Raw genomic sequence first — 26293 nt, 5'->3', positions numbered from 1 at the left:
CGGGCTTGTCGGGCAGCGGCGTGGTGGCGCCGGGCTTGCCGACGAGTTACGCGGCGAGGTCGCACCAGCCGTAGGCCTCGAACACTGCGCTGTCGAGCGCGTCGTGCAGCTCGCGCAGCACCGACACCAGGCCCTGCTCGTGGATCGTGCGTTCCTTGGGCGTGAGCGTGTCGCCGGCGCGCAGCTTTTCGAGCACGTTGTACATGCCGGTGAGGGTCAGCTCGGGGTGCAGCGCCTGCTGGCGCTTGCGGTGAGCGTCGAGCTGCTCGGCGAGGTCGCGGATGCGGGCGGCTTGCGCGGGCGAGGGGTCGGGGAAGGGGAAGGTTTCGAAGCAGGTGGTTTTTACATAGACGGAGTCGTTGCCAACGCCAAGGCGACTACCAGCCGCAAGGGCCCACGCAACATGGAGCCTGCTACCCAGGATGCCGAGTAGCAGGGCGTCATCGGTCGCAACATTCACCACCTTGTTGTCCGGAAGGATGTTGGCGTCGAGCAACTGGAAGACCCGATGCTTCATTGTTTCCACTGTCGCGACATGTGCCTTCAAGCCCGCAGACATCGCGCGCCAGTCCCTTCGAGCCTCACCAAAGATCCACCAATTTTCTCGGTAGATTGCACGGTTGTTCTGATCGCGCTCTGGCTTCACCCGCTCTAGTACCCACTGATAAATCGCTGGGTATCGGGTTCGCACTTCGTCGACGGTGAGGCCGAAGAGATCGATGACCATTACTCCGCGGGGTCTATCGGTGAGGTCGCGTCCATTCCGATAGGCCCGAATGTGGTGCTCAATGCCACCAATTGTGCCGAGGCCAAGTGACCTTGCCTCGTCGGGCGTGACGATGAAGCCGGCACCGTGGAGCTTTACCCCCGGCGAACTGATGCCAACATTTGACCGAAGCGAGATTGCACCGGTCACGTTTGCGCCGCTGCGGAGATCCGCATGCAAGCGTCCACTACGTGTTTGTAGCGTTACGTCGATTTCGTCTTGGTCAGTCTCACGTTCGTCCTTTACTTCCGACAATTGCCCGTCCTGCTCACCCCCCGCCCCCACCGTCATCGCAATCCTCACCGCCGCCCCGTCCGCCGCATCCACCCACGGGTGATCCGGAATCGCGAACGCCAGCGACAGCGGGTTCTTCGCCTCGAGCTGCGCCTGCACGACGCGGCGGTTGAAGGTCTGCTTGATGCTGTTGGTGGTGATGAAGCCGAAGCGGCGCGCCTTGTCCGCGCGCACGGTCTCGCTGGCGATGTGCCACCAGTACATGACGAAATCGGCCGATTCCGGCACCTCGGGCCAGGTGCGGCGTACCGCGTCCACATAGCCGTCGCCGAGCGCGCGGCGCATGGTGGCGGCGCCGATGAACGGCGGATTCCCCACGATGTAATCCGCCTGCGGCCACGCCGCCTTGCGCGGGTTCACGTAGCGTATCTGCACCACCTGCGCGGTCTCGTCCGGGATGTCCTCGCCGGTGATCGGGCTCTTCCGGTAGCTCACGCCGTCCCAGCGCGTGACCGGGCGTCCCGCCTCGTCGGTGACCGGTTCCTCGCGCTCGTACTCGATCAGCGCGTCGCGGTGCTCGATGTTGCGGAAGTCGCGCAGCACCGGCTCGGGCGGGTTCACCGAGCCGTGGGTGCGGAAGTGCCATTGCAGGTAGCCGATCCACAGCACCATCTCGGCGATGCGGGCGGCGCGCGGGTTGATCTCGAGGCCGAGGAACTGCTGCGGATCGACGGTGACGCCTTCGAGTTCGAGCAGGCCCTGGGATTCGCCGAGGTCGTGCAGCAGGTTGAGCACCTCGCCTTCGAGGCGCTTGAGGTGTTCCAGCGTCACATACAGGAAATTTCCGCTGCCGCAGGCGGGGTCGAGCACGCGCACGGTGCACAGGTGGCGGTGGAAAGTGCGGATCTCGGCGACCGCCTCCCTGTGCTTGCCCTGCTGCTCGTAGGTGAGCGCGGCCGCCTGCACCTCGCGCCATTCCGCGCGCAGCGGTTCGATGACGGTGGGCAGCACCAGGCGTTCGACGTAGGCGCGCGGGGTGTAGTGGGCGCCGAGCTTGTGGCGTTCGCGCGGGTCGAGCGCGCGCTCGAGCAGGGTGCCGAAGATGGCGGGTTCGACGTAGCGCCAGTCGGCCTTCGATGCCTTCAGCAGCAGCTCGAGCTGGTCGCGGTCGAGCGGGATGGCGCTGGCCTCGGCAAACAGGCCGCCGTTGAAGCGCAGCACCTTGTTGCGCAGGATCGGCGAGAAGCCGCCGGTGTTCATGTTCTGCCACAGGTGCTCGAGCATCGGCGCGAAGGTGTGCGGCTGGCCCTTGAGGCTTTCGAGCAGTTCGGTGAGGGCGCGCGGCGGCAGCAGGCCGACGTCCTCGGCGAACATGGTGAACAGTGCGCGCATCAGGAAGCCGGCGACCTGCTGCGGGTCGTGACCGGCGGCTTCGAGCGAGCGCGCGAGCGAGGCCAGGCGGTCGGCGATCTCGCGCGTGACGCGCGCCGAGCGGCGGGCGGGGTCGAGCGCGAGCGGGTCGAGCCAGACCTCGCGCAGGCGCTGGCGGATGTCTTCGCGATGCAGGTCGTCGAGGCGGATGCGGTGGCTGCGGGGGTCGGGGTAGGGCGTGTAGGTGGCGCCCGAGCGGCTGAACTCGGCGTAGAGCTCGATGTTGCGGCCGACGTCGACCACCAGGATGAAGGGCGGCCGGCCCTCGTCGGCGGGGAGCGCGCGGGCGTACTGGTCGGCCTGGTTGTGGGCGCGCAGCATGGCCTTGTCCCAGCCCGAGCTGTCGAGCGTCCTGCCCGACTGCTTGGCCTCGAGCACGAAGGCGCCGCGGCGGTAGAGGTCGATGAAGCCGTTGCTGGCGCTGCCGTCGGGCTGGCGCATCAGCACCCGGCGCTCGAACACGTAGGCGTTGTCGCGGGTGTCCTCGCCGGCAGGGTCGGGGCGCGGCAGCGCGAGCAGTTCGCACAGCTCGGCGAGGAAGAGCTGGTAGTTGGCGCGCTCGCTGCCACCGGCGCGCTGCCAGCGCGCGATGAAGGCGTCGAGGGCGGCGGGGCTGGCGCTGTCGGCGGGCTGGGGCAAGGTGGATGACGAGGTCACGGGGTGGTCATGCATGCGGGTTGGGGTGCGGGGATTGTAGCGGGCGGGGTGGTGTCAGGACTTGTGGGTTTGCACTGCACGCGCGGCGAAGGCAAGGGCGGGGAAGTGGTCGCAGTGAGGTCGGGGTGTGGTGAATTGGACGTGCATGTACAAAAATGTCGGACAGATTCCGTCGTCTTCGTGGATCGTGCCGATAGCCGGCGGGTGATCAGCCTTCGCAAGGCAAACCAACGAGAGGTCAAACGCTATGCCGAAGCTTAGGACGGGAACCCTGCATCCGAGCGCCGAGGAAGTTGCTGCCATCACGGCCGCTGCGTTGTCGGATCCGGATGCCATCCCCTATACGGATGCGGAGTGGGAGGCGGCCAAACCGACGATCCGCTGCGGCAGGCCGCCGGCCGCTGTAACCAAGGAACGCATCACGATCCGCTTGTCGCGCGACGTGGTGGAGCAGTTCCGCGCGACGGGGGATGGCTGGCAGACGCGGATGGATGCCGCGCTCAAGGACTGGTTGAAGACGCACTCGCCGGCTTGAGACGTTTGCGCGGTAGGTGATGCGTATGGCACGCACACAATTCTTGTAAGCGTTCGTGGGGCGTGGTGCGCAGGTTGGGTGTCGTGCTCTCTTCCTCCCGGGAAGGCGTGCCGTGCTGATCCGACCACCATCCGGAGCCTGCAAGCCACGCGCTTAGGACAAGCAGCCTGAGATGGAGACAACACAGATGCCTGCAGATACCTGCATGCGCTGGGCACTCGCCCTGTCACTGATGTGCTCCGCAACCGTGGCGCAGGCTGCCACGGTCTGGGTCGGGCGCTTCCCCGCCGGCGCCTCGGGCCTGCCCGAGCCCTGGCGCGTGCAGCAGCTCGACGCGCGCGTCGCGCCCACGCGGTACACACTCAAGACCTGGAATGGCGTGGTCGCGATCGAGGCGGTGGCCGAGCGCAGCATGGCCTTGCTCGGCCGCCCGCTCGAGGTCGACCTCGAGGCCACGCCGCACCTGTGCTGGCTGTGGCGCGTCGATGCGCCGCTCGTCACCGCGGACATGAGGACCAAGGCTGGCGACGACTACGCGGCGCGGGTGTATGTGAGCTTCAAGGTGGCGCCCGAGGCGCTCGGCTTGGCCACCCGGGCCAAGCTGGCGCTGGCGCGCTCGATCTACGGCGACCAGGTGCCGGACGCGGCGCTCAACTACGTGTGGGACAACCGCCAGCCGGTCGGCACCCTGATGCCCAACGCCTACACCGACCGCACGCGCATGATCGTGCTGCGCTCGGGCGCGGGGGATGCCGGGGCCTGGGTCGTCGAGCGGCGCGATGTGGCGGAAGACTTCAAGCGCGCCTTCGGTGATCTGCCGGCGCAGCTCGGCGGGATTGCCCTGGCGTCCGATACGGACAACACCGGCGAGCGGGCACGCGCAGGGTTTGCGGAGTTCCGCTTCGTGTCGCGCGACGAGATCTGTGCGGCGCCCGATCCAGCGACGAAGCGCGATGATCGGGTTGCACCCGACAGGAGCGAGCGATGAGCAAGGCAGGCGCACAGGCTGCGGCCCCGCCGTGGGACGACGCGTCGATCAGCGCCATCCGGCGCGACATGCTGCGCTTTGCCCGCATGCAGCTGCGCGACAGCGGGGCGGCGGAGGACATGGTTCAGGAGGCGCTGATGGCGGCGATGCGGAGCGCAAAGAGCTTTGCCGGGCGGTCTGCCTTCAAGACCTGGATGTTCGCGATCCTGCGCAACAAGATCGTCGACCACATCCGCGCGTCCTCGCGTGAGATCTGCAGCTCGGATCTCGTCGGGTCCTCGGATCTGGACGCCGGGCTGGAAGAGTTCGACGTGCTGTTCAAGCAAGGGGGGCACTGGAACCCCGACGATCGCCCCGCGACCTGGTCCGATCCGGAAGCCGCCTTCGAGCAGGACGCGTTCTGGCAAGTGTTCGACCTCTGCATGAACAAGCTTCCCGAGCACATCGCCCGCGTCTACACGATGCGCGAGCTGCTGGAGCTCGAGACCGCCGAGATTTGCGCGGAGCTGGGCATCACCCCCAACAACTGCTTCGTGATCCTGCACCGTGCGCGGCTCGGGCTGCGGGAGTGTCTGGAGAACCGCTGGTTCCAGGGAGAGTCCCGATGAAGATGATGAACTGCAAGGACGCGACCCGGCTCATGTCCGAACGCTACGAGCGCACGCTGAGCCTGCGCGAGCGCCTGGCGCTGAAGGTGCACACGGCGATGTGCAGGGGCTGCTCGAACTACGGGCTGCATCTCGACGTGCTGCGCCTCGCCGCCAGGCGCCTGCGCGAGGGCTGCGAGGGTGGCGAGCGCTGAGCATCAGCGCAGCAGCAACGTCGGGATCGTCGCTGCGCGCAGCAGGTCGGTGGTCTTGCTGCCGACGAGCACCGCGCGCAGCGGCGAGTGGGCGTAGGCGCCCATCAGCAGCATTTGGATCACGCGGATCAGCAGCGCGAGCGGGAATAGGCCCGCCAACAGCGTTTTCCCGCCGGCCTCTGCCACAGGTAAAATGCGATCGAAATATGCATTAAGCAATTCTGTTGGCAGCCCGACCCTGCTGTGCAAAATCTTCGAGAACGCTCGCTGAAGTCGCTCTCCTTAAAAGTAACTTATCTGTTACCATTGGCAAGCAATGCCCTACCATCTCAGAGAGCTTGTTTTACCTGATGGCAGCAGTCCCTACGCCGACTGGTTTTCAACGCTCGACCCCATCGCGGCCGCGAAGGTTACGGTAGCAGCGGCAAGAATGGAGCTGGGCAACCTCTCGAACGTCGAGTGGTTTCGGGGCATCGGTGAGTACAAGATCGATTGGGGCCCTGGATACCGCATCTACCTGGAGAAGGATGGGCTCGAGATCGTCGTGCTGCTCGGTGGCGGGAGCAAGAAGCGCCAGCAGGGCGATATCGACGAAGCGGTGGCCTTGTGGGAGGACTACAAGCGCCGCAAGGCCCGGATGAAGAAAGGAGCCTGACCATGGCACTGACCCGCGACTTCAAGCAGACCGTCGCTGCACGGGTGCAGCGCGACCCCGCGTTCGCGCAGGCGCTGCTCGACGAGGCGATCACCCTGTTCATCAACGGTGAGCCCGACACCGCAAAGCTGGTTTTGCGAGACCTTGTGAACGCGACCCTTGGCTTCGAGTCCCTCGCCGAGGAGATCCACAAGCCCGCGAAAAGCCTGCACCGGATGCTGTCGGCGTCGGGCAATCCGACGATGAGCAACATCTCGGCGATCTTTGCCGCCATCAAGCGGGCGCTCGGGGTCGAAGTGCGGACGACCGTCGTCGTGGCATGAGTGCGGGCGCGCACCGAGACGTGCGCTCGCACCGTCGGGTGTGACGGGGCAGGGCGCGCGCGTCAGTCTGCGGCTGCCCCCGCACCCCCGCCCACATCCCCCAGAAACGCCATGTCCGCACGCACGAACCCGAGCAGCAGGGCCGCCAGCGCCGGGTAGACGTCGAAGCGCGGCCGCGCCTGCTGGCAGCGGGCGACGAAGTGCGGCAGCCAGTCCAGCAGCGCGGTGCGCAGGAAATCCGCCTGGGTCGCGGCTGCGGTGGGGAGGTCGCTGGCCCCCGAGTCCTTCTCCGCCACCTCCGCCATCACCGCCAGCGCCACGGCGAGGTGGTCGGCGGGTTCGCGGAAGTCGGCCTGGATCGCCAGCTTGCGCGCGGTGAGGAACTCGCGCATGCGCGCCTCCGCCGCGCCGTAGAGCGGCGAGGCGGCGTCCTTGCCCGCGTAGGCCGAGGCGTAGGGCAGGGCGCTGGTCGTGCCGTCGAGCAGGAAGAGCTGGGCGAAGTCCGCGGCCAGCTCCAGGCGTGGCAGTTGCTCCGCGCGCAGCGCGGCGACGGCGTCGTCGAGGCGCTGCACCTCGGCGGCGAGGCCCAATTCGGCCAGCCCCGCGAAGGGGGCGAAGCCCCCGTCCGCGAAGTGGCTGCGGAACAGCTCGTCGGTGACCTCCTGCGCGTACAGCCGGGAGAACCAGCCGTACAGCCCGGCGCGCTGCGTGCTCGCGAACCGCCATTCCGCGGGCGAGAGGGGCGGGGGTGTTCCTGCCTGCGATCGCGCGTCCATCACGCCTTCACCTCCCGGCCTTCCGGATCGACCTCGATCGGGCCGCCGAAGGACGTCACCCGCGGCGGGGTGCCGACGAACTTCTCGATCTGCACCAGGCAGGTGTTGGCGCTGGTGGCCTGCGCCAGGCTGGAGGTGCCGATGTCGAGCGTCAGCGTGTTGGGGTCGCCGTAGGTGTCGAGCGCGCCGATCTCCGGACCGGTCGGGCCGTACCAGGCGCCTTCCTGGATGCGCACCACGCCGCGCGGGAAATTGTCGGACACGTGCGCGCCGGCCAGCAACTGGCCGCGATCGTTGAACACCCGCACCAGGTCGCCGTGGGCGATGCCGCGCGCGGCGGCGTCATCGGGGCCGATGAACACCGGCTCGCGGCCGGCGATGGCGTAGGTCTCGCGCAGCGGCTCGGATTCGCACAGCTGCGAGTGCAGGCGCTTGTCCGGGTGCACCGACTGCAGCCACAGCGGGAAGCGGTCGGAGCCGGGGCCGCCGTGCGAGCGCTCGGTCTTCTCCATCCACACCGGGTGGCCCTTGCAGTCGGCGTAGCCGTAGCGCTCGATCTTGCGGCTGAAGATCTCGATGAAGCCCGACGGCGTGCCGAGCGCGTTGACCTCGGCGTCGTCGCGGAAGTCGGCGTGGCGCACCCAGGGCTTGCCCTCGGGGAACAGCACGTAACCCTTCTGCCAGAACTCGGCGAACGGCGGCATGGCGATGTCCTTGAGGCCGTTCTCCTTGCGGCAGTCCTCGTAGATCTTCTCGATCCACTGCATCTCGTCCATGCCGCGGGTGTATTCGGCGTCGCGGTTGAAGCGCCGGGTGAGGCCGCGGAAGATCTCGAAGTCGGGGCGCGAGTGGAAGAGCGGGTCGATGAGCTTTTGCATCGCGAGGATGCCGCGGTTGCTGTACGAGCCGTAGCCGTCGAGGTCGTTGCGCTCGAAGGGCGTGCACGCCGGCAGCACGATGTCGGCGAAGCGGCAGGTGGCGGTCCAGTTGTAGTCGATGGCGACCACGGTCTCGAGCTTCTGCCAGGCTTCCTTCATGCGGTTGCGCTGGGGCTGGCGATGCCACTGGTTGCAGCCGCTGAAGATCGCCATCTTGTAGGGCGGCAGCTTGACCTTGCCGCCGTTGAAGTCGATCTCCTTGCCCGGCTCGAGCAGGGCGTCGATGACGCGAGCGATCGGCACCACCGCGCTGTAGCCCTTGTAGTCGGTGTTGTCGTGCCTGGGCTTGCGGCCGGGGTCGAGGTTGAGCGGGAAGGCGCCGGGCATGGCGGCGCCCGACGAGGACACGCCCACCGAGCTGTAGTGGTGCGCGTAGCTGATGCCGCCGCCGGGCAGGCCGATCTGGCCGAGCATGGCGGCGAGCACCGCGCCCATCCAGTAGGGCTGCTCGCCGTGCTGCTGGCGCTGCACCGCCCAGCCGAAGATGAGCTGGGTGCGGTGCCTGGCCATCAGGCGGGCGAGCTCGCGGATGCGATCAGAAGGCACGCCGCAAATCTTCTCCGCCCACTCGGGCGTCTTCTCGACCTTGTCCTCGGTCTTGCCTTGGAGGTAGGGCAGGAACTGGTCGAAGCCGAGGGTGTAGGTGTCGAGGAATTTCTGGTCGTGCAGGTTTTCCTTCACCAGCGTGTGCGCGATGGCGAGCATCAGCGCCACGTCGGTCATCGGGTTGATGTACTGGTGCTCGGCAGCGCCGAGGTAGTTCAGCGTCTTGCTCTTGACCGGATCGATGCAGATCACCTGGATCGACTTGTCGGCAACCTTGGCCTTGAGCTGCTCGAAGTAGGCGTAGGACTCGTGGGTCTCGGTGTTCCAGCCCACCTGCAGGTTCTTGATCGGGTCGTTGGCCCAGAACACGACGAGCTTGCTCTCCTTGAGGATCACGTCCCACGAGGTACCTTGCGAGTACACCTCGGTCGAGCCGAGCACGTAGGGCAGGATCATCTGCCCGGCGCCGGTCGAGTAGTCGCCGATGGTACCGACGCTGCGGCCGTGCATGCCGACGCCGCGCACCATGTGGTTGCCGCAGCTATGCACCTGGCCGACCGAGCGCCAGCCCACGCCGCCGGTGTGCAGCGCCCACGGGCCGTAGTTTTTCTGGATGCGCTCGAGTTCTTCGTAGAACAGGTCGAGCGCCTCGTCCCAGCTCACGCGCACGAAGCGGTTGTCGCCGCGCTGGCTGGTGTCGCTGAGGTGGCGCTTGCGGTACCAGTCCAGGCGCACCATCGGGTAGCGCACGCGGGACGGGCTGTAGATCAGGCCGAGCAGGCCCTTGACCATCTCCGTCGGATGCTTGTCGTGCTCGAAGGGGCGGATATCGACCACGCGGTCGCCGACCACCTTGGCGCGGATGGCGCCGAAGTGCGAGCCGGAGATCTTCCAGGTGGTGATGTCGTCGCCGACCGCGGCCGCCTCGCCGGCCGCGAGGGCCGGGGCGGCGGTGAGCAGACCGGGCGCGACCAGCGCGCTGCCCGACATCGCCGCCATGGCCTTGAGGAAACCTCGCCGAGAGTAGTTCATGGTGTTCAACTCCTGATCAGGGACGCGCGGTCTGCAGGGCGGCATCGGGCGAACCGGCGCCATGCGACTTGCTGAAATCGGACGAATGGGTCTGGAGGTACTTGAGCACCACGCGGGCGGTGTCGTCGTCCATGCTGGTGAAGCCGACCATGCCGCCGAACAGGCCCGGCCAGGTGTTGGCGTCGAAGTGCGCTTCGTCGGGCTGGCGGTGGCACACGCTGCAGCTGCTGCTGTAGCTGGCGCGGGCGATCGACCACACCGGTTCGACGCTGTCGAGCACGCTGCCCTTGCGCATCCACGCGGTGGCGGTGACCTGCTGCCATTCGAGGCCGGTCATCGGGTCTTCCCGGGTGTCGAGCACCTTCACGAAGCTCGTGTCCTGCGCGACGTCCTTGTCGAAGGTGGCGCTGGTGATGTTGAGGCCGAAGTGGCTGTACCAGACGCGACCATAGCCCTTGTTCTTGCGCCACAGCGCGAACTCGACCCGCTGCGCGTCGCCCTTGGTCTCGAGCACCTTGACCTGGGTGGCGACCTCGACCGAGCCGATGCGCTTGCTCAGACCTTCGTCGGCGAAGAGTTCCTGCGGCACCACCAGGAAGTAGTCCTTGCCCGTAGCCACGCTCTGTCCGGAGGCGGAGGACACCAGGGTGTCGAAGGCCGGGTTGCGCGCGCCCTTCATCTCGGGCAACTGGTGGGCGACGCCCTTGTGGCAGTCGACGCAGCTCTGGTTGCGCTCGGCGGCCTTGCGCATCGCCACCTGCGAGGCGGGGCGCATCTTGTCGAAGTTCATGTCCTTGTAGTCGTGGCAGGCACGGCATTCCTTCGAGCCGTTGGCCGCGAAGCGCTTCCACTCGCGCTGCGCCAGCACGATGCGGTGCTCCTTGAACTTCTCGCGGGTGTCGATGGTGCCGAGGAGCTGGCCGAGCACCTCGCGGCTGGCCTGCATCTTGCGCGCCACCTTGTCGGTGAAGTCGTGCGGCACGTGGCAGTCCGGGCAGCGCGCGCGCACGCCGCTGCGGTTGTTCCAGTGCACCGTCTTCTGCAGCTCGGGCAGCAGGTTGTCGTGCATGGTGTGGCAGCTCAGGCAGAACTCTTCCTTGTTGGTGGCTTCCATGGCGGTGTTGAAGCCTTGCCAGGCCAGCACGCCGGCGATGAAGCCGCCGGTGACCAGCACGCCGAGGCCGATCCGAACCGATGGCTTGAGGAAGAGGTCCCGCAAGGACCTGAGTAGATTCTTCATTTCAATGCTCCTGCTTGTTGTCCGGTTCCCGGGCCTGCGGCCCTGCCGCGAGGCCTGTGTTGCAGCGTGGAGGGATCAGGACGGGGGGCCGAAGAACAGGATCTGCAGGAACCAGACCACGAATCCGTAGGCCGCGATCGCCAGCACCATGGTGATGGGCAGGCCGACGAAGGCGAGCAGCAGGAACCTGCGCCACTCGCCCGGGCGCTGGGGCGCCTGGGTACCCGATGGGGCGGAATGCCCGCTTGCTTGATTGTTCACGTCTCGATCTCCGCGTTGATGCGTTCTCCGGACGAGGCCGGAGGCGACGCGCGCGTGGCGCGGGATCGGCTCGGGCTGGGGATGGTCCGGTACTAAAGCCACACCCTGATCATAGATATCGGGTGTTAACGCCGAGGGGAAATTTGTGAATGGAAAGGAGCGCTGGTGTTAATGGCATTAACACAAGCCTCTTTTCACCCGGAAAGCCGCCCGGCGGTGGCCACGAATACCGGCGCAAAGCCGCCGCCCGGCGTGCGGAAGTTGGTCGTCTGTCCCTTGTACAGCCGCGCAGCGACCAGGCGGATCGCGCCGGCATACGCATACGCGCGGACATCGAGCTTGAGATCGCTGCGTTGGCCATCAACGGCGACGCGCCGTGCGGAGGGAAGGGCGAGGTCTTGCGCGACGTAGCCGCCGGCGAGAATCTCCTGCCAGACGCGCTGCGTGAGCTTGTCTCCCCGATAGGTCGCACGACTGCCGAAACCGGCGAAGGGTTTGAAGAACAGGCCGCGCCGTGCTGCCCACAACGCTCCTGCGCGTTCCGGGGTGACTTCGACCGTGCGCGGGACCCCTGCGAGCAGGCGGTCGACAAGGGGCTGTGGCACGCCGAGTTCGGCAAGCCGTGCGGCATCGCTCAGGACGGTGAGGTTGCGCTTGTCCGCGTAGAGCGCGTGCGCACGCGGGTGGGGGGTCAGCACGACCGCGCCGGTCTCGTAGGCTGCGCGCAGGGGCGCCAGCGCTGGAGCCTGCAGGTAGAAATCGGTGAGGCGGTTGTAAACCAGGTCGATCGGCGCGCCGCCATGCAGCAGGCGGCCCGACTCGAACGACAGCTCGGCCGGGTCGCAGATCACGGCATCGATGCCGGCGCCGCGGAAGAGCTGGCGAAAGAGCAGGAACTCGGGATACAGGTATTGGCCCGTGGGATGTTCGTCGACGATGGCGACGCGGGCGGGCTTGCCGCTTCGCCCCTGCAGCGACCAGTCGGCGAGGAAGTCGTCCAGCCAGCGCTGGTCGAGCGTCCCGAGCGCTGCGGTCGGGCGCAGGAAGGGCTGGATCTGCTCGCAGCAGGCTTTTTGCGCGCGTGCCAGTGCCCCGTTGAGCAGGGCTCCGCCGGCGTTGGTGTTGATCTCGATGAGCTGCGGGCCGGCTTCGCCCAGGTGAAAGTCGAAACCCATGAACACCGATTTCGGTCCGAGCGCGATGCGGGCGATCGGCGGTGCGCGATCGAGCGCGATCGCCTGACAGGCCGGCAGCGTCAGGACCGATTCGACCGCGCCGATGAGGTCCGCCATGGCCGCCAGGGTTGCGGGCGCGATGAACACGGCGGTCGCGGAGAAGAGCTGCGGCCGGCTGCGGCCGATCTCGGCGGCGAGCCCGAGCAGGCTGGGCTCCGCCTCGAGCTGCCGGCGCAGGCGCTCGGGATCGAGGCTGCGGCAGTCGCAGCCCCGGTTGATCGCCTCGGCCACGTCGCGCGCGCCGGCGTGCAGGCTGAAGCTGAAGTCGCTCGTCTCCATGGTCATCCCTTTCTGCAAGCCCGTCCGGGCTGTTGCATGCTCATTGGAATACGACCCGGGTGGCCCCGGTCCCCGGCTTCGGATACCGTACCCCCTATCGGCCGAGGTCGTCGAGGAGCACATCCGCACCCGCATCGCCGATCCGGCGATGACCGATGATGCCGAGCGCACCAAGGGCGCCGACGAACTGATCGGCGTCCTGCGCACCTATCTGAAGTGAGCCCCGCCATGCACACCGAGAACCTGTCCGCGTGGACCCACGACCACGTCTTCGATACCGGCAACGCGCTCGCCGAGCGCAGCACGCGGGTGGTGATGTGGATCACCGCCGCGGCGATGGTGATCGAGATCACCGCCGGCTGGTGGTTCAATTCGATGGCGCTGCTGGCCGATGGCTGGCACATGAGCTCGCACGCCTTCGCGATCGGTGTTTCCGCGCTGGCCTATGCCGCCGCGCGGCGCTACGCGCAGGACCGGCGCTTCGCCTTCGGCACGTGGAAGATCGAGATCCTGGGCGGCTTCGCCAGCGCCATCTTCCTGCTCGGCGTGGCGGCGATGATGGTCGTCGGCTCGATCGAGCGCATCGTGTCGCCGCAAGCCATCCAGTACCGCGAGGCGATCGCGGTCGCCATCCTGGGGCTGGCGGTCAACCTCGTGTGCGCGCTGATCCTGGGCAGGGCGCACCATCACGGTCACGACCATCACCACCACGGCCACGGTCACGGCCACTCGCACGGCCATGGTCACGAGCATCGCGGTCATGCCCACGATCACCCCCATCACGACCTCAACCTCAAGTCGGCCTACCTCCACGTCATCGCCGACGCGGCGACCTCGGTGCTGGCCATCGTCGCGCTCGTTGGCGGTTGGATCTACGGCTGGTCCTGGCTGGATCCGGTGATGGGCATCGTCGGCGCGGTGCTGGTCGCCGTCTGGGCCAAGGGCCTGCTGGTCGAGACGGGCCGGGTGCTGCTCGATCGCGAGATGGATCACCCGGTCGTGGCCGAGATCCGTGAAGCGGTCGAATCCGCACCGGAGGCGGGCGAAACCCGGATCACCGACCTGCACGTCTGGCGCGTCGGCAAGGCGGCCTACTCGTGCGCCGTCGCGGTGGTGACATCCGATGCCGCGCTCACCCCCGACGCCGTACGCGCCCGCCTGGCGGAGCACGAGGAGATCGTGCACTCCACGATCGAGATCCATCACCATGGCGGTTCCCGGGGAGCCCTTGTCGAGGCCGCTTCGTGAGGCGGCGACGGTGCGCCCGCCCGCTTGGCACCGATGCCGGGGCGCGATTAAATTGGGTGCTTCGGCGCCGTGGGTGACCGAATCGATCGATCTTTCCATCGACTTCGCCGGGCTGGCGGGTACAGGAGACAAGAAATGAGAAACATCCAGATTTTCGAGCTTTCGCAGGGTGGTAGCGGCGCGGTCGCGGACGAGTCGATGGCTGATTTCGCCGCCGACGTGGCGTGGGCGATGGGGCAGGGCGCACACATCGAGCGCTTCAGCTTTGCCGAGCAGCCGGACGAGTTCGCGCGGAATGCGGTTGTCGAGGACTTCGTCGAGCGCTCCGGATATGACGCCCTGCCGCTGGCCCTGGTCGACGGCGAGCTGGCCGTGGCCGGCCGCCATCCCACGCGCAGCGAGCTCGCGCGCTGGGCCGGGCTGGCGCAGCCGATTCCGGCGGGGGGGTGCTGCTCGGGCGGCCATTGCGGCTGAGCTTGGCACGGGCCCTTCATTCGACCGCCTGCGCGCGGTCTATTCAAGCAGCAGCGCCGGAAGGCGCGAATGCGGCGGGTGGGGTGGCACGGAGGCCCGAAATGGGGCAAGGCGGTCCCGGGCGCCGGCGACGCGCGCGATCATGCCGGCTGTGAGCACTTGGGCGCGTGCGGGAGGGGGCTTCGATGGTCAAGGCTTGCCATGAGCTGCGTGTCTCCCTGGACAGCATCCGGTCCTTGGGCCCTCCGGATGCCGGTGCCCTTGGGGGGACGTTGCCGGCGGACATCGCGGAGGAACTTCTCACCCAGGCACGTTCGGCCGACGAGCGTGCGGCGCTAGTGATCCGGTTTGTGGTGCCCGACGCCGACACGGCGTGCGCCGATGCGATCGCGGCGCGGGTGCACACGCATTTCGCGCGCGCTGCGCAGCGTCACGCGCTGCAGATCCGCGACATCTTCCGCTTCGCGCGGGTGTCGACCGCGGTCGGTCTGCTTTGCGTGGTGCTGCTGCTCGCCTGCGCACAGGCGATCCCCGAGGACGCGGGGAAGCTGATGAACGGGGTGCGCGAGAGCCTGAACATCTTCGCCTGGGTGGCGATGTGGCGACCCGCCGAGCTGTGGCTGTACGCCCATCTGCCCGAACGCCACTGGCGCCGCCTCTCCCTGCGCCTCGGCCAGGCGAAGGTGGGCGTGGAGCGACCGGCCGCGACGATTACTCGCGCAAGCGCATCGGGAACGCCTCGCGGCCCTGCCTCCGAGACCGTCGCCGCAACCTGAACGGATTCCCCGTTCCCCCGGACCGAGCCACCCTGTCCGCCCCTGCCGCCGGCAGTCGGCGCCGGTTCAGTCCAGGCGCGCGTGCTGCAGGATGCCCTCGATCACGCGCGCGGTCTGCAGCAGGCGCTTGACCGACTCGCGGGTGAACTCGTAGGTGGTCTCGTCGACGCCGCTCCGCAGCACCACCCAGCGCCCGTCCTCGGTGCGTCCGAGCTTGCCGCGCTCGCGCAGCTTTTCCAGCTTGCGCCGCACGGTCTCCTTCGGCAGCCCTGACACCTGCACCAGATCGGCGAGGCGAACCGGGCGTGCCTCGCCGAGCAGGAAGCCGTCGGGCGCGAGCAGGTCCGCCGGCTGCGCGCCGGGATGCATGGCATGCGCGACGCTGAGGTGCGCGACCAGGCCCCACAACATGGCGCTCTCCGCGTCGACCTCGAGCAAGTTGATGATGCGTCGCATGTGATCGACCAGGTGGCGGTTACTCGCAAAGGCCACCATCGCGAAGGTCTTCTCGAAGCGCCGGTCGAAATCGTCCATCTCGATGTCTCCAGACGAGCGGCGGCCCGAAATGGGCCGTTTGCCGCCGATTTTCCCTGCGCCCGATTTATCCTGCAACGCCTTTTCGACCCAATCCAGTTCCAGCTGCCGGAGGCCGCACTTGAAGCTGATCCGTCGGGCCTGAGTCCGGAAACGGATCTCGCCAACCTCACCAAGCGCATGAGCCGTTTCGGCCCGGTGCGTGGCGTCCGACCGGTCCGCGAGGGCGATCCGCAGCGCCCATGGTTCATCGTCGACCTCGACCTGCCGCACGGCGCCGCGGTTGCGGTCGCGCGCCGCATCGACGGCATCTATTTCAACGGCCGCTTCCTGCACGCGAGTGTGATGCTCCCGATCGGATCCGATAGATGAAGACGTTACGCCTTGCCCTGCCGTGTGCGCTCATGCTGGACCTGAGCGCCTGTTCCACCACTCCGGCGCTGCGCGCACCGGAGGATTACCCCCGGCTCGACGTCAAGGCCGACGAGCCCAACACCCTCGTGTTCGTCAAGCCGGGCATCGAGCTGAGCCGCTACACGAAGGTCTTCGTCGCCCCGGTGGCCGTGCAGATCGGTGAAGAGGGGGCGCGTCACGATGTCGGCGACGCCGAGGCGCGTGCGGTGGCGGCGTTCGCCGAGCGGGTGCTGAAGGAGAAACTGTCGCGAACCCGGCAACTCGTCACCGCGCCCGCGCCGGGCGTGCTGAGCGTGCGCTTCCGCATCATCGGGCTCGAGCCGACGAGCGGCGCCCAGATGGTGATGATGGTGCCGCCCTTCGCCCTCATCAACATGGTGAGCCCGAAGGGGCTCTTCATCGGCTCGGTCACCGTCGGCGGCGAACTCTACGAGGGGCTGGCCAGCACGCCCAGCGTCGCCTTCGTCGCCACCCGCAGCCGGCCGGGCATCGACGCCGCCTCGGCGTTCGGGCGCTGGTCGGCCGCCGAGAAGGTGCTGGAGAACGCCGCCGAGCGCCTGGCGACGGACCTCGATCGACCCTGAGCCCTCGGCTGCGCATGCGCCGTCCTGATTGCCGTCTCCCTAGAAGGAAACCTGACATGAAAATTCGTCCGTTTGTCTGCAGCCTGGCGCTGTGCCTAGGCCTTTCCGCGCCGAACGCGGGGGCCGAACCCGCACAGGGCGACGAGATGGAGCGTGCCCGCTGCAGTGGCATCATCGATCTTTTCGTAGCGGCCGACCCAGCGCTCGAGAAGGACGAACAGGCGCTGGCCGCCGCCCAGGATCGTGCCTACGTCTTCCTGATGTGGGCCCATGGCTACCTGAGCGGCCGCGACGGCATCGACTTCGCCCGCCGGCCGCTGAACCAGGACGGCATCACCGCGCTGGTGGGCGAGATCTACGCGGTGTGCAGGAACGACGAGGCGCGTCTGTTCCTCGATGCGGTGAAGGAGATCCGCTGATGAGCGAACCGGCCTTCAACTTTCGTCACGGCAAGCGCGGCGACGCGCGCCGGCAACTCGCCGCGCTGGGCCTCGCCCTGGTCCTGCTCGCGGGCCTGTGGCCGCAACCGGCCGAGGCGCAATCGCCACGCGCACGCGAGCGGCGGGTGGAGCGTTCGCTGGCGGCCAAGGATGCGATCCGGCATCGGCAGATGAAACGGGCCTATGTCGCCGGCGCGGTCGCGCAGCATCGGCGCGAGCGGATCCGGGACCGTTACGAGGACCGCTATTACCGCGACCGTTACGAGCGCTACGACCGTCGCGACGATGACGATCTCAGCCGCGTGTTGATCGGGGTCGCAGTCGGCGCGGTCGCCACGAGCATCATCATGAACAGTCACCAGGATGGGGACGCACGATGACGATCCGATCTGCAACCCGTTACCTTGCCGGCGTCGTCCTTTGCGCCGGGCTGGCCTTGGGTGCGCATGCCGGAACGCCCGAGGAGGACGCGACCCTCGGTCTGATCCGCGAGCAGTTCCAGGATGTGGACCTGCGCCGCGTGATCGAGGTCAGCGCCAGCATGAAGCTCGACGAGCAGGGTGCGAAGCGCTTCTGGCCGATCTATCGCGCCTACCTGGCCGAGATCGTCGCCTTGCGTGACCGTCAGATCGACACGCTTGCCGAGTACGCCAGGCAGCTCGACGCGGGCTGGATCGACGACCCCACGGCGCGCACCTCGCTGGCACGCTCGCTCGCGCTGGAGCAGGCCCGGGTGGACGCCCGCCACCACATGATCCGGAAGGCGGGTGAGGTGATCACGCCCATCCAGACGCTGCGGCTGTATCAGCTTGAACTGGCGATGGATGCGTCGATCGGCAGTCGTGTGCTCCAGCAGATCCCCCTGGCGAAGTAGGCAGTGGCCGGCCAGCCGAAGCGATGTTCGCAGCCGAGTGCCTGCAGGCGGGCGCCTGTTGCGTCGGCCTGGCCCATTTTGGGACGAACGCGGACATGGGGCATGCGGGCCGGATTAAGCTGCGCAAATCGGTTTCGCCCGTCCCGCATGGCCGGTTTCGGTCGTGCCTGTCGCCACGCTCATGGGATCCTTTCAATGAATACCAGGCTTGCCCTCTTCGCCGGGCTGATCGGCTTGTCGCTGACGGGTTGCGGTGGCCACGAAGTCGTACGGCCTACGGTGGACGTCTCCATCGGCCAGCAGCTCATCGACCTCAAGCGTGCGCGCGAGGCGGGCGCCCTCTCGGACCGCGAGTACGAGCGCCAGCGCGAACGCCTGATCGACAGCGTGGAGTGAACCATGCGCACGAAAGCTTATCCCTTGCTGGCCGTCCTCGGTTGCCTGCTGTTGGCGAGCTGCGGCGGGGACACCTATGTGAAGGTGCAGGGCACCACGACGATCTCGAAGGGGCAGGAGCTGGCCGACCTGCAGCGCGCGCTCGACGAGGGTGCGATCGATCGCGGCGACTACGATCTGCTGCGCAAGCGGATACTGGACCGACCCAACTGACGATCGGTCCCGCGTCGTGCGTGCCCCGCATGCACGCGTCGTGTAAACAGGCCTTGCGCGATGAGCACGTCTGGTGGCTGCGCCGCGCCGGCAGTGCGCACGCGACCCGCGCCCCGACCGCCCGCATCCGACCAGAAGAAATTCATGCGCATTCAAAAATCAGTTTTCGCGCTGACTACCGCGCTGCTTTGCCTGTCGTTGGCCGCCTGCAGCGAGCGGCCCGCGCCCGTTGCGGCGGTGGAGGCGACGCGTCCGGCGCCGATTCTCACCGTCGGACGGCGCACGGCGGACGAGGCCTTGCGCCTGCCGGGGCGGGTGCGTGCAGCCAGGCGCGCCGAGTTGTCGTTCGACGTGCCCGGCTTCGTCGACTCCTTCAGCCTGGAGGAGGGGCGGCGGGTGAAGGCTGGGGAGGTGGTCGCGCGCCTTGACGACCGCATCTACCGCTCGCGTCTGGACGCCGCGCGTGCGGAGTTCGAGCGTGCGCGGAACGATCTCGCGCGCTATCAGCGCCTGTGGGAAAGCGAGCAGGCGGTCGCCCGCGCCGAGGTCGACGACCGCCGCGCCCGCCTCGAAGCCGCGCGCACCAGCCTCGCCGCCGCCGAGCGCGATCTCGCCGACACTGCGATCAAGGCGCCTTTCGAGGGCGTGATCACCCGCCGCCGCATCGAGCCCTTCACCAATGTGCAGGCCAAGCAGCCGATCGCCGAGCTGCAGGACCTGCGCGCGCTCGAGGTCGTGGTGAATGTGCCCGAGCGTCTGGTGCGCCGCATGCGGCCGCAGCAAGCTGCGGTCGCATTTCTCGAGGGCGAGCGCAGCGTGGAGGGCGACCGCGCCGCGCCGGGGCAGGTGCTGAGGCTCGAGCTGCAGTCCTTCGCCGCCGAGGCCGACGCGCTGACGCAGACCTATGCGGTGGTGCTCGCGGTGCGCTCGGTGCCTGCCGGCGTCAACCTGCTGCCGGGGATGGCGGTGAGCCTGGAACCGGCGGCGGACGCCGGCGGGGCGCCCGCGGCGGACGCCGCCATCACCGTCCCGCTCGCCGCCGTGGCCGCCGACGCGCAGGGCCGGCCGGGCGTGTGGGTCGTCGGCGACGACGAGCGGGTCGCGCGCCGCCCGGTGCGTACCGGCGCCATCGTCGGCGCCGACATCGTCGTGGAGTCCGGGCTCGCGCCCGGCGAGCGCGTCGTCGCTGCGGGCGTCGGCGCGCTGCGCGAAGGCATGGCGGTCCGCCCGCTCGAGTCCCGCTGAGCCCCGGGTCCGCGCATGAACATCGCCGAGTACACGATCCGCAAGTCCGTCGTCGCCTGGGTGGCCACGCTGCTGGTGCTGGCGGGCGGCTGGCTGGCCTACGAGCGCCTCGGCCGCTTCGAGGATCCGGAGTTCGTCATCCGCCAGGCGGTGGTCGTCACCGCCTACCCCGGTGCCTCGCCGGCGCAGGTGGCCGAGGAGATCACCGACCGCATCGAGGGCGCGGTGCAGCAGATGCAGGAGGTGGAGGAGGTCGTCTCGGTGTCGCGCGCCGGCGAGTCGCTGGTGAAGGTGGAGGCCAGGCTCGCCTTCTCGCATACCCAGGCCGAGCTCGACCAGGTGTGGGACAAGCTGCGCGGCAAGATCGCCGAGGCCGCGCGCGCCCTGCCGCCGGGTGCGGCCGAGCCGGTGGTGAAGGGCGACTTCGGCGACGTCTTCGCGCTCTTCTACGCGGTCACCGGCGAGGGCTACAGCCCGCGCCAGCTCTATGACTACGTCGACCTGCTGCGCCGCGAGCTGGTGCTGGTGCCGGGCGTGGCGCGGGTGGCGCTGCTGGGCGAGCGCAGGGAGGCGATCTACGTCGAGGTCTCGAGCGCGCGCGCCGCGCAGCTCGGCGTGCCGCTCGAGCGCATCTACGCCTCGCTGCGCACGCAGAACCTGATCGCGCCCGCCGGTGCGGTCGATGCCGGCCCGCTGCGCCTGCAGATCCAGCCGGCGGACGGCGTGGTCTCGGTGGCGGCGCTCGGCGAGCTGGTGGTGGCGGGCGACGCCGCGAGCGGCCTGCTGCGTCTGCGCGACGTGGCCGAGATCCGCCGCGAGTACGTCGACCCGCCCGCGGTGCTGATGCGCCATGACGGCCAGGCGGCGATCGGACTGGGCATCTCCAACGTGCTCGGCGGCAACGTGGTGGAGATGGGCGACGCGGTCAAGCGCCGCCTCGCCGAGCTCGAAGGCCAGCGTCCGGTGGGCATGGAGCTGAACGTGGTCTCCTTCCAGTCCGATTCTGTGCGCGCCGCGGTGGCGGGCTTCGTGGACAACCTGGTGGCGGCAGTGGCGATCGTGGTCGTGGTGCTGCTGCTCTTCATGGGCCTGCGCAGCGGGCTGATCATCGGCGCGGTGCTGGTGCTGACTGTGGCCGGCACGCTGATCGCGATGTGGATGGACGGCATCGCCATGCAGCGCATCTCGCTCGGCGCGCTGATCATCGCGCTCGGCATGCTGGTGGACAACGCGATCGTGGTCACCGACGGCATCCTGGTGCGGATGCAGAAGGGCGAGGCGGTGGGCCCGGCTGCGGGTGCCGTGGTGCGTGGGACGGTGTGGCCGCTGCTCGGCGGCACCGTGGTCGGCATCCTCGCCTTCAGCGCGATCGGCCTGTCGCCCACCGACATGGGGGAGTACGCCGGCTCGCTGTTCTGGGTGATCCTGTACTCGATGCTGCTGTCGTGGCTGTTCGCGATCACGCTGACGCCGCTGCTGTGCGCCGCCTTCCTGAAGGTGAAGGTGGAGGCGGGTGCGCGGGAGGGTGGCCTGCTGCGCGCCTATCGCCGCCTGCTGCAGGGCGTGCTGGCCCGGCGCGTGGCGAGCGGCGTGGTGCTGCTGGGGTTGCTCGCCGCCGGCGTGCTCGCCTTCGGTCACGTGCCACCGGGATTCATGCCCGATTCGGCGCGGCCGCAGTTCGTCGTCGACCTGGCGCTGCCGCAGGGTACCGACATCCGAACCACTGCCGCCGTGGTCGCCGAGGCCGAGGCGAAGGTGAGCGCGGCGCCGGGCGTGAGCCATGTGACGAGCTTCATCGGCCAGGGCGGGCTGCGCTTCATGCTCACCTACAGCCCGGAAGACCCCAACCCGGCCTATGGCCAGCTCTTGGTCGATGTCGAGCGCTTCGAGGACATCGCCGGCCTCATCGAGCGCCTGCAGCCCGAGCTCGAGGCCGCCTTCCCGCAGGCCAGCGTCAAGGTGTGGAAGTTCATGCTCGGCCGCGGCGGCGGCAAGAAGATCGAGGCCGCCTTCCGCGGCCCCGACCCGGCGATGCTGCGCCGGCTGGCGGAAGAGGCCAAGGCGATCATGGCCGCCGACCCCGGGGCGGTGGCGATCCAGGACGACTGGCGCCAGGCGGTGCCAGTGGTGCGCCCGCACTTCTCGGTCGAGGCCGCGCAGCGCGCCGGCGTCCTGCCCTCGGACATCGCCGCCGCGCTCGAGCGCACCTACGTCGGCCAGAACATCGGCGTGTATCGCGACAAGGAGCGTCTGATCCCCATCCTGGCGCGCGCGCCGGCGGACGAGCGCGGCGGCGTCGAGGATCTCGGCAACGCCCAGGTCTTCAGTGCGACCGCCGGCAAGTGCGTGCCGGTGAGCCAGTTCGTCGAGCGCGTCGACACGGTGTGGGAGGACGCGCTGATCCGGCGCGAGAACCGCTTCCCGACCATCAAGGCGCAGTGCGACCCGCCCGCAGGGCAGCTGTCCGCGCCGCTGTTCGAGCGCCTGCGCCCGCAGATCGAGGCCATCACGCTGCCGCCAGGCTATGTTTTGGAGTGGCACGGCGAGCACAAGGCCTCGGTCGAGGCCAACGCCGGCCTGGCCGCGGCGGCGCCCTTCGGCTTCGCGGCGATGGTGGTGGCGGTGATCGTGATGTTCAATGGCCTGCGCCAGACCGCGGTGATCTGGCTCACCGTGCCGCTGGCGGTGGTGGGGGTGGCGATCGGGCTGCTGCTGTTCCAGGCGCCCTTCGAGTTCATGGCCATCCTCGGCTTCCTGAGCCTCACCGGCATGCTGATCAAGAACGCGATCGTGCTGGTGGACCAGATCGACGTCGAGATCCGGGAGGGCAAGCCGCGCCTGCTCGCGCTGCTCGACGCGTCGGCCAGCCGGGCACGCCCGGTCTTCCTCGGCGCGGTCACGACGGTGCTGGGGGTGGCGCCGCTGCTGGTCGATCCCTTCTTCCGCAGCATGGCGGTGACCATCATGTTCGGCCTCATCTTCGCCACCGGACTCACCCTGGTGGTGGTGCCGCTGCTGTACGCAAGCTTCTTCCGCATCCGCGGCGACGAGGCGGAGGCGGGGCGATGAGACGCGCGTCGCTGCCCGGGTGCCCGCGGTCCGCCCTGCTGCCCGCGCTCGCACTGCTGCTGGCGGCATGCCAGCCAGCCGCCTTCGTGCGGCCGGACGTGCCTGTGCCCGCAAGCTGGCCGCGGCAGGCCGAGGTGGCGCAGGCGGAGGCCGCCGCGAGCCTGGGCGTGCAGCCGTGGAGGGAGATCCTGCCCGCGCCCGAACTGCACGCGCTGATCGAGGAGGCGCTCGCCGCCAACGCCGACCTGCGCATCGCGATCGAGCGCATCGAGCTCGCCCGCGCCCAGTACGGCGTCGAGCGTGCGGCGCTGTTTCCGGGCGTCGATGCCGCCGCATCCGTGGCACGCGAGCGCATGCCCGGCTTCGATCCACGCGCGAACCGCATCGGGGAGAACGCCGTGGTCGGGCTGTCGATGCCGGCCTGGGAGATCGACCTGTGGGGCCGCCTCGCCGCCCGCAGCGAGGCCGCGCGTCGGGAGGTGCTCGCCAGCGCCGCGCTCGCCGACGGTGTGCGCACCAGCCTGGTCGCGCAGGTCTCCTCGCTCTACCTGGACCTGCTCGATCTCGACGCCCAGCACGAGATCACCCGCCGCACGCTCGACGGTCGGCGCAAGGCGCTGCGGCTGACGCGCGCGCGCTTCGACGAGGGGGTGTCGTCCATCCTCGACGTGCGCCAGGCCGAATCCCTGCTGGCTGGATCCGAGCAGGCGCTCGCCGACCAGGCGCGCCGCATCGCGCAGACGGAGAACGCGCTCGCCATCCTGCTCGGCCGCAACCCCGGCCCGATCGCGCGCAGCGCCCGGCTCGACGAGCTGCGTACGCCCGCCCGGCTCGAAGCCGGCCTGCCTGCGGAGCTGCTGCAGCGCCGCCCGGATATTCGCGCCGCCGAGCAGAACCTGCGCGCCGCCGGCGCCAGCGTGGAGGCGGCCCGCAAGGCCTTCCTGCCGCGCATCACGCTCACCACCCTGCTCGGCTTCGCCAGCACCGACCTGGGCCAGCTCTTCGACAGCGACCGCTACGCCTGGTCGCTGCAGCCGACGCTCGGCCTGCCGCTCTTCGACGGCGGCCGCCTGCAGGCCGGCGTGGAGGTGGCCGAGGCGCAGCAGCGCATCCTGGTCGAGCAGTACAAGGCGACGATCCGTCAAGCCTTCCGCGAGGTCGCGGACGCGCTCGTCGCCTTCGAGCGCCTCACCGAGCAGCGCGCGGCCACGCGCCGCCTCGTGCACGCCAATCGCGAGCGCCTGCGCGTGAGCAAGGCGCGCTACCTCGCCGGCATCTCCAGCTACTTCGAGGTCATCGACGCCGAGCGCCAGCTCTTCGACAGCGAGCTCGGCCTCGCGCAGGCCACGCGTGGTGCGCAGCAGGCGGTGGTGCAGCTCTATCGGGCGCTGGGGGGTGGAGCGGCGGAGTCGAGTGCGTCGAACACCTAGCTGGCGCCGGTCGAACGCTGCGCCCTCGACGATCCAGCGGAGCTTCGAAGGCTGCGGTGTTCCCTCGGACACGTCCGTCCGCGTGTCTTGACATCTGCTCACCTGTCACCTTGATTGAAAGCGGATGGCGTCGATGGTGGTCGGGATATGCGAAGCTGCTTCCCGGCGAGGACGGATGGATCTTCTCGAGAGGAGCGCGACATGGCCGCATACTGGGATGAAGCCGCGATGCAGCGGGCGCTGGTGATGCCGAGCATCCTGGCGATTGGAGATTCCTGGTTCTGGTATCCCTTTCCCGGAGGCAGCCTGATCAGCTACCTCGGACCGATCGTCGAGAAGAAGGAGCACACCATCCTCGCGCAGGGAATGAACGGGGCGGAGGCCTTCGACTACGTCGATGGCAAGTACAAGGACCGGATCACCGGTGCGCTGCGTCGATATGGCAGCAGCCTGTCGGCGGTGTTCATCAGCGGTGGCGGCAACGACTTCGCGGGGTTCAACGACATGCGGCCCCTGCTCGCCTTGGACTGCAGCGGCGCGCAGTCGGCTGCCGACTGCTTCCGCAGCGGGGACGGCGGGCTCGGTCAGTTCCTGGAGCGCATGGACGATCATTACCGGCGCCTGATCGGCCTGATCTACACCCATACCTCGCTCGACTGCCTGATCCTGATGCACTCGTATGACTATGCGATTCCCGATGGTCGCGGCGTCGCGGGCAAGGCCGGCTGGCTCAAGCCGGCGCTGGTCGACGCGGGCGTGCCGGAAGCGCTCCAGCGTGACTGCGTGCGCTATCTCATCGATGCGTTCCACGCCATGCTCGGGCGCATCGCGATGGGCGACCCGGCGCATCTGCGGATCGTCGACAGCCGGGGTACGCTCGCGGAAGAGGATTGGGCGAACGAGTTGCACCCGAAGGGCAAGGGCTTCAGGAAGATCGCCAAGGAACGCTGGAAGCCGGTCCTCCAGGGGGCAGGGCTCGCCTGAGCGGTTCATGGATGGCGGAACTTGCGATCGGGGGCCGATCACATGGGGCGTCAGCTCGCGCCGGAGTTTCGCCGGGACCGTCCCTCGTCCATCCGGTCTTCGCCCTTGCGATGACGTCGATCGACGGGTTCATCGCCGCCTCGCTCAGCAGCCCGGCGCGCTGAGCGGGAGGGGGGAAAGTTCGGCAACCCGGTGCGCGCAAGGCGACGGTGCCGTATGCGGGCGAACCTGCACCGCCGCGAACAGGCGATGCCCGCTCGAGGGTCTTCGGGACGACGGTTGAATCGTGTAGCGCAACAAAAAAGCGCCCCGAAAGGCGCTTGATTGCAGGTGTTCTGGCGGACAGGGCGGGATTCGAACCCGCGTTGGGATATTATCCCAAACACGCTTTCCAGGCGTGCGACTTAAACCACTCATCCACCTGTCCGGTGAAGCGCGGCATTATAGCCGCAGGGGCGCGGATTAGAAAGCGCTTTTTGTGCGCGGGGCGCCGGGTGCTGCCCGTCCGGAATCGGTACTCCTCACCGCCGCAGCGCTTCGAGCTGTGCTGCGACTTCCGCGGCGAGGGCATCGAGTTCGGCGTCGAGTTCGGCGAGCAAGGCATGGTCCCGCGAGAGGCAGGCTTCGGGATTTGCCTTGCAGTGCGCCTCGAGCTTCTTCACCAGGGCCACCGCCGGCGCGGCGCGCAGCTGCGCGAGGGCGCCGCGCAGGCGGTGGGCCACGCGACCCAATGGCTCGGCTTCAGCGCTCTCGATGGCCGCGCGCAGCTGCTGGCGGGTGTCGGTCAGCCAGGGGGCGAAGGTCTCCAGCACGACGCGCACGGCGGCGCGGCTCTCGGACATGTCGCTGCGCAGGGCGGCGAGGTCGAAGTGGGAGGTGGATTCGGGCGTGTGGGGGGGCATGTCGGTCTCGCA

General features: G+C 68.6%; 29 protein-coding genes and 1 tRNA gene. 20 read left to right on the top strand and 10 right to left on the bottom strand.

Features of this window, described 5'->3' with window-relative positions; translation table 11 throughout:
- Positions 1-46: 46 nt before the first annotated feature.
- Positions 47-3103: a class I SAM-dependent DNA methyltransferase gene (locus TMZ1T_RS13085; RefSeq protein WP_012585645.1), complete on the bottom strand. Its 3057-nt coding sequence runs from the start codon at positions 3101-3103 to the stop codon at positions 47-49.
- Between the two features lie 232 nt (positions 3104-3335).
- Here TMZ1T_RS13085 and TMZ1T_RS13080 point away from each other — a divergent pair, with 232 nt between their 5' ends.
- The 4 genes from TMZ1T_RS13080 (at position 3336) to TMZ1T_RS13065 (ending at position 5413) form a co-directional block, all read left to right on the top strand.
- Positions 3336-3623, top strand: a complete 288-nt coding sequence (locus TMZ1T_RS13080; protein ID WP_012585644.1) for a BrnA antitoxin family protein — start codon at positions 3336-3338, stop codon at positions 3621-3623.
- Between the two features lie 187 nt (positions 3624-3810).
- Positions 3811-4611 (top strand): DUF3047 domain-containing protein, encoded by an 801-nt coding sequence (locus TMZ1T_RS13075; protein ID WP_012585643.1) that lies wholly within the window; start codon positions 3811-3813, stop codon positions 4609-4611.
- Complete coding sequence (locus TMZ1T_RS13070) at positions 4608-5219, top strand: sigma-70 family RNA polymerase sigma factor (protein ID WP_004304974.1); 612 nt, start codon at positions 4608-4610, stop codon at positions 5217-5219. Before TMZ1T_RS13075 ends, TMZ1T_RS13070 begins: the two co-directional genes overlap by 4 nt.
- Positions 5216-5413 (top strand): zf-HC2 domain-containing protein, encoded by a 198-nt coding sequence (locus tag TMZ1T_RS13065; protein WP_004304972.1) that lies wholly within the window; start codon positions 5216-5218, stop codon positions 5411-5413. The genes TMZ1T_RS13070 and TMZ1T_RS13065 overlap by 4 nt, the downstream gene beginning before the upstream one ends.
- A 3-nt stretch (positions 5414-5416) precedes the next feature.
- On the opposite strand, the gene TMZ1T_RS20895 is transcribed toward TMZ1T_RS13065, so the two are convergent.
- The gene (locus TMZ1T_RS20895; protein ID WP_004304970.1) at positions 5417-5572 is read right to left on the bottom strand and encodes a universal stress protein; all 156 of its coding nucleotides are present in this window, start codon (positions 5570-5572) and stop codon (positions 5417-5419) included.
- 157 nt (positions 5573-5729) lie between these two features.
- On the opposite strand from TMZ1T_RS20895, the gene TMZ1T_RS13060 reads away from it, so the two are divergent.
- Both TMZ1T_RS13060 and TMZ1T_RS13055 read left to right on the top strand, forming a co-directional pair.
- Positions 5730-6068, top strand: a complete 339-nt coding sequence (locus TMZ1T_RS13060; protein WP_012585642.1) for a type II toxin-antitoxin system RelE/ParE family toxin — start codon at positions 5730-5732, stop codon at positions 6066-6068.
- A 2-nt stretch (positions 6069-6070) separates the two neighbouring features.
- On the top strand, positions 6071-6391 hold the full coding sequence (locus TMZ1T_RS13055) for a helix-turn-helix domain-containing transcriptional regulator (protein WP_004304966.1): 321 nt from the start codon (positions 6071-6073) through the stop codon (positions 6389-6391).
- A 62-nt stretch (positions 6392-6453) separates the two neighbouring features.
- On the opposite strand, the gene torD is transcribed toward TMZ1T_RS13055, so the two are convergent.
- The 5 genes from torD to TMZ1T_RS13030 all read right to left on the bottom strand — a co-directional run bounded on the left by torD (position 6454) and on the right by TMZ1T_RS13030 (position 12704).
- Entirely contained in the window at positions 6454-7167 is a 714-nt protein-coding gene (gene torD / locus TMZ1T_RS13050; RefSeq protein WP_004304964.1) for a molecular chaperone TorD, read from the bottom strand.
- Positions 7167-9683, bottom strand: a complete 2517-nt coding sequence (torA, locus tag TMZ1T_RS13045) for a trimethylamine-N-oxide reductase TorA (protein ID WP_012585641.1) — start codon at positions 9681-9683, stop codon at positions 7167-7169. Before torA ends, torD begins: the two co-directional genes overlap by 1 nt.
- A 16-nt stretch (positions 9684-9699) precedes the next feature.
- Positions 9700-10923 (bottom strand): pentaheme c-type cytochrome TorC, encoded by a 1224-nt coding sequence (gene torC, locus TMZ1T_RS13040; RefSeq protein ID WP_004304959.1) that lies wholly within the window; start codon positions 10921-10923, stop codon positions 9700-9702.
- 75 nt (positions 10924-10998) lie between these two features.
- Positions 10999-11184 carry a periplasmic nitrate reductase, NapE protein gene (locus tag TMZ1T_RS13035; RefSeq protein ID WP_004304957.1) on the bottom strand — a complete coding sequence of 62 codons (186 nt, stop codon included), beginning with the start codon at positions 11182-11184 and terminating at the stop codon, positions 10999-11001.
- 194 nt (positions 11185-11378) lie between these two features.
- Positions 11379-12704, bottom strand: coding sequence for a hypothetical protein (locus tag TMZ1T_RS13030; protein ID WP_041589668.1), 1326 nt, complete (start codon positions 12702-12704; stop codon positions 11379-11381).
- On the opposite strand from TMZ1T_RS13030, the gene TMZ1T_RS21345 reads away from it, so the two are divergent.
- From TMZ1T_RS21345 to TMZ1T_RS13010, 4 genes are all read left to right on the top strand, one after another.
- Complete coding sequence (locus TMZ1T_RS21345; protein WP_187283003.1) at positions 12697-12918, top strand: metal-sensitive transcriptional regulator; 222 nt, start codon at positions 12697-12699, stop codon at positions 12916-12918. The genes TMZ1T_RS13030 and TMZ1T_RS21345 overlap by 8 nt on opposite strands.
- 8 nt (positions 12919-12926) lie before the next feature.
- Entirely contained in the window at positions 12927-13946 is a 1020-nt protein-coding gene (dmeF, locus tag TMZ1T_RS13020) for a CDF family Co(II)/Ni(II) efflux transporter DmeF (protein ID WP_012585638.1), read from the top strand.
- A 135-nt stretch (positions 13947-14081) separates the two neighbouring features.
- Positions 14082-14420, top strand: a complete 339-nt coding sequence (locus TMZ1T_RS13015; protein ID WP_012585637.1) for an arsenic metallochaperone ArsD family protein — start codon at positions 14082-14084, stop codon at positions 14418-14420.
- Positions 14421-14605: 185 nt separating this feature from the next.
- Entirely contained in the window at positions 14606-15196 is a 591-nt protein-coding gene (locus tag TMZ1T_RS13010; RefSeq protein WP_012585636.1) for a hypothetical protein, read from the top strand.
- A gap of 66 nt (positions 15197-15262) precedes the next feature.
- Here the strand turns inward: TMZ1T_RS13010 and TMZ1T_RS21595 are convergent, their stop codons facing one another.
- On the bottom strand, positions 15263-16066 hold the full coding sequence (locus TMZ1T_RS21595) for a hypothetical protein (RefSeq protein ID WP_261788935.1): 804 nt from the start codon (positions 16064-16066) through the stop codon (positions 15263-15265).
- A gap of 32 nt (positions 16067-16098) precedes the next feature.
- On the opposite strand from TMZ1T_RS21595, the gene TMZ1T_RS12995 reads away from it, so the two are divergent.
- From TMZ1T_RS12995 to TMZ1T_RS12955, 10 genes are all read left to right on the top strand, one after another.
- Positions 16099-16728, top strand: coding sequence for a DUF3313 family protein (locus TMZ1T_RS12995; protein ID WP_012585634.1), 630 nt, complete (start codon positions 16099-16101; stop codon positions 16726-16728).
- Between the two features lie 56 nt (positions 16729-16784).
- Complete coding sequence (locus tag TMZ1T_RS12990) at positions 16785-17147, top strand: hypothetical protein (protein WP_012585633.1); 363 nt, start codon at positions 16785-16787, stop codon at positions 17145-17147.
- Positions 17147-17548, top strand: a complete 402-nt coding sequence (locus TMZ1T_RS12985) for a hypothetical protein (protein ID WP_004304939.1) — start codon at positions 17147-17149, stop codon at positions 17546-17548. Before TMZ1T_RS12990 ends, TMZ1T_RS12985 begins: the two co-directional genes overlap by 1 nt.
- Positions 17545-18042: a hypothetical protein gene (locus TMZ1T_RS12980; RefSeq protein WP_004304937.1), complete on the top strand. Its 498-nt coding sequence runs from the start codon at positions 17545-17547 to the stop codon at positions 18040-18042. Before TMZ1T_RS12985 ends, TMZ1T_RS12980 begins: the two co-directional genes overlap by 4 nt.
- Positions 18043-18237: 195 nt before the next feature.
- Positions 18238-18438 carry a hypothetical protein gene (locus TMZ1T_RS21110; protein ID WP_012585632.1) on the top strand — a complete coding sequence of 67 codons (201 nt, stop codon included), beginning with the start codon at positions 18238-18240 and terminating at the stop codon, positions 18436-18438.
- Between the two features lie 3 nt (positions 18439-18441).
- Entirely contained in the window at positions 18442-18651 is a 210-nt protein-coding gene (locus TMZ1T_RS12975; RefSeq protein ID WP_004304933.1) for a gas vesicle protein GvpG, read from the top strand.
- A 144-nt stretch (positions 18652-18795) separates the two neighbouring features.
- On the top strand, positions 18796-19896 hold the full coding sequence (locus TMZ1T_RS12970; RefSeq protein WP_012585631.1) for an efflux RND transporter periplasmic adaptor subunit: 1101 nt from the start codon (positions 18796-18798) through the stop codon (positions 19894-19896).
- A gap of 15 nt (positions 19897-19911) precedes the next feature.
- Entirely contained in the window at positions 19912-22965 is a 3054-nt protein-coding gene (locus TMZ1T_RS12965) for an efflux RND transporter permease subunit (RefSeq protein WP_012585630.1), read from the top strand.
- A complete protein-coding gene (locus TMZ1T_RS12960; protein ID WP_012585629.1) occupies positions 22962-24395 on the top strand; it encodes an efflux transporter outer membrane subunit in 1434 nt (477 codons plus the stop codon). The genes TMZ1T_RS12965 and TMZ1T_RS12960 overlap by 4 nt, the downstream gene beginning before the upstream one ends.
- A 201-nt stretch (positions 24396-24596) precedes the next feature.
- A complete protein-coding gene (locus TMZ1T_RS12955) occupies positions 24597-25379 on the top strand; it encodes a hypothetical protein (RefSeq protein WP_004315804.1) in 783 nt (260 codons plus the stop codon).
- Between the two features lie 336 nt (positions 25380-25715).
- On the opposite strand, the gene TMZ1T_RS12950 is transcribed toward TMZ1T_RS12955, so the two are convergent.
- Together TMZ1T_RS12950 and TMZ1T_RS12945 are read right to left on the bottom strand one after the other, a co-directional pair.
- Positions 25716-25806: transfer RNA gene (locus TMZ1T_RS12950), tRNA-Ser, on the bottom strand.
- A 94-nt stretch (positions 25807-25900) separates the two neighbouring features.
- Positions 25901-26281: an Hpt domain-containing protein gene (locus TMZ1T_RS12945; RefSeq protein ID WP_012585628.1), complete on the bottom strand. Its 381-nt coding sequence runs from the start codon at positions 26279-26281 to the stop codon at positions 25901-25903.
- Positions 26282-26293 lie beyond the last annotated feature (12 nt).

Origin of the sequence: Thauera aminoaromatica, from assembly GCF_000021765.1 — a bacterium.
Lineage (GTDB): Bacteria > Pseudomonadota > Gammaproteobacteria > Burkholderiales > Rhodocyclaceae > Thauera > Thauera aminoaromatica.
This window is presented reverse-complemented; position numbering and strand designations above follow the sequence as displayed.

Coding starts and splice junctions, on each gene's coding strand:
- TMZ1T_RS13060 (WP_012585642.1), top strand. CDS start 5,730: ATGCCCTACCATCTCAGAGAGCTTGTTTTACCTGATGGCAGCAGTCCC.
- torC (WP_004304959.1), bottom strand. CDS start 10,923: ATGAAGAATCTACTCAGGTCCTTGCGGGACCTCTTCCTCAAGCCATCG.
- TMZ1T_RS12955 (WP_004315804.1), top strand. CDS start 24,597: ATGGCCGCATACTGGGATGAAGCCGCGATGCAGCGGGCGCTGGTGATG.
- TMZ1T_RS12985 (WP_004304939.1), top strand. CDS start 17,147: ATGAGCGAACCGGCCTTCAACTTTCGTCACGGCAAGCGCGGCGACGCG.
- TMZ1T_RS12965 (WP_012585630.1), top strand. CDS start 19,912: ATGAACATCGCCGAGTACACGATCCGCAAGTCCGTCGTCGCCTGGGTG.
- TMZ1T_RS13070 (WP_004304974.1), top strand. CDS start 4,608: ATGAGCAAGGCAGGCGCACAGGCTGCGGCCCCGCCGTGGGACGACGCG.
- TMZ1T_RS13055 (WP_004304966.1), top strand. CDS start 6,071: ATGGCACTGACCCGCGACTTCAAGCAGACCGTCGCTGCACGGGTGCAG.
- TMZ1T_RS12960 (WP_012585629.1), top strand. CDS start 22,962: ATGAGACGCGCGTCGCTGCCCGGGTGCCCGCGGTCCGCCCTGCTGCCC.
- TMZ1T_RS13065 (WP_004304972.1), top strand. CDS start 5,216: ATGAAGATGATGAACTGCAAGGACGCGACCCGGCTCATGTCCGAACGC.
- TMZ1T_RS12970 (WP_012585631.1), top strand. CDS start 18,796: ATGCGCATTCAAAAATCAGTTTTCGCGCTGACTACCGCGCTGCTTTGC.
- TMZ1T_RS13085 (WP_012585645.1), bottom strand. CDS start 3,103: ATGCATGACCACCCCGTGACCTCGTCATCCACCTTGCCCCAGCCCGCC.
- TMZ1T_RS21345 (WP_187283003.1), top strand. CDS start 12,697: ATGGTCATCCCTTTCTGCAAGCCCGTCCGGGCTGTTGCATGCTCATTG.
- TMZ1T_RS12980 (WP_004304937.1), top strand. CDS start 17,545: ATGACGATCCGATCTGCAACCCGTTACCTTGCCGGCGTCGTCCTTTGC.
- TMZ1T_RS21110 (WP_012585632.1), top strand. CDS start 18,238: ATGAATACCAGGCTTGCCCTCTTCGCCGGGCTGATCGGCTTGTCGCTG.
- TMZ1T_RS12975 (WP_004304933.1), top strand. CDS start 18,442: ATGCGCACGAAAGCTTATCCCTTGCTGGCCGTCCTCGGTTGCCTGCTG.
- TMZ1T_RS13015 (WP_012585637.1), top strand. CDS start 14,082: ATGAGAAACATCCAGATTTTCGAGCTTTCGCAGGGTGGTAGCGGCGCG.
- TMZ1T_RS13010 (WP_012585636.1), top strand. CDS start 14,606: ATGGTCAAGGCTTGCCATGAGCTGCGTGTCTCCCTGGACAGCATCCGG.
- torA (WP_012585641.1), bottom strand. CDS start 9,683: ATGAACTACTCTCGGCGAGGTTTCCTCAAGGCCATGGCGGCGATGTCG.
- TMZ1T_RS12990 (WP_012585633.1), top strand. CDS start 16,785: ATGAAAATTCGTCCGTTTGTCTGCAGCCTGGCGCTGTGCCTAGGCCTT.
- dmeF (WP_012585638.1), top strand. CDS start 12,927: ATGCACACCGAGAACCTGTCCGCGTGGACCCACGACCACGTCTTCGAT.
- TMZ1T_RS12995 (WP_012585634.1), top strand. CDS start 16,099: ATGAAGACGTTACGCCTTGCCCTGCCGTGTGCGCTCATGCTGGACCTG.
- TMZ1T_RS13075 (WP_012585643.1), top strand. CDS start 3,811: ATGCCTGCAGATACCTGCATGCGCTGGGCACTCGCCCTGTCACTGATG.
- TMZ1T_RS13080 (WP_012585644.1), top strand. CDS start 3,336: ATGCCGAAGCTTAGGACGGGAACCCTGCATCCGAGCGCCGAGGAAGTT.
- torD (WP_004304964.1), bottom strand. CDS start 7,167: ATGGACGCGCGATCGCAGGCAGGAACACCCCCGCCCCTCTCGCCCGCG.
- TMZ1T_RS12945 (WP_012585628.1), bottom strand. CDS start 26,281: ATGCCCCCCCACACGCCCGAATCCACCTCCCACTTCGACCTCGCCGCC.
- TMZ1T_RS13030 (WP_041589668.1), bottom strand. CDS start 12,704: ATGACCATGGAGACGAGCGACTTCAGCTTCAGCCTGCACGCCGGCGCG.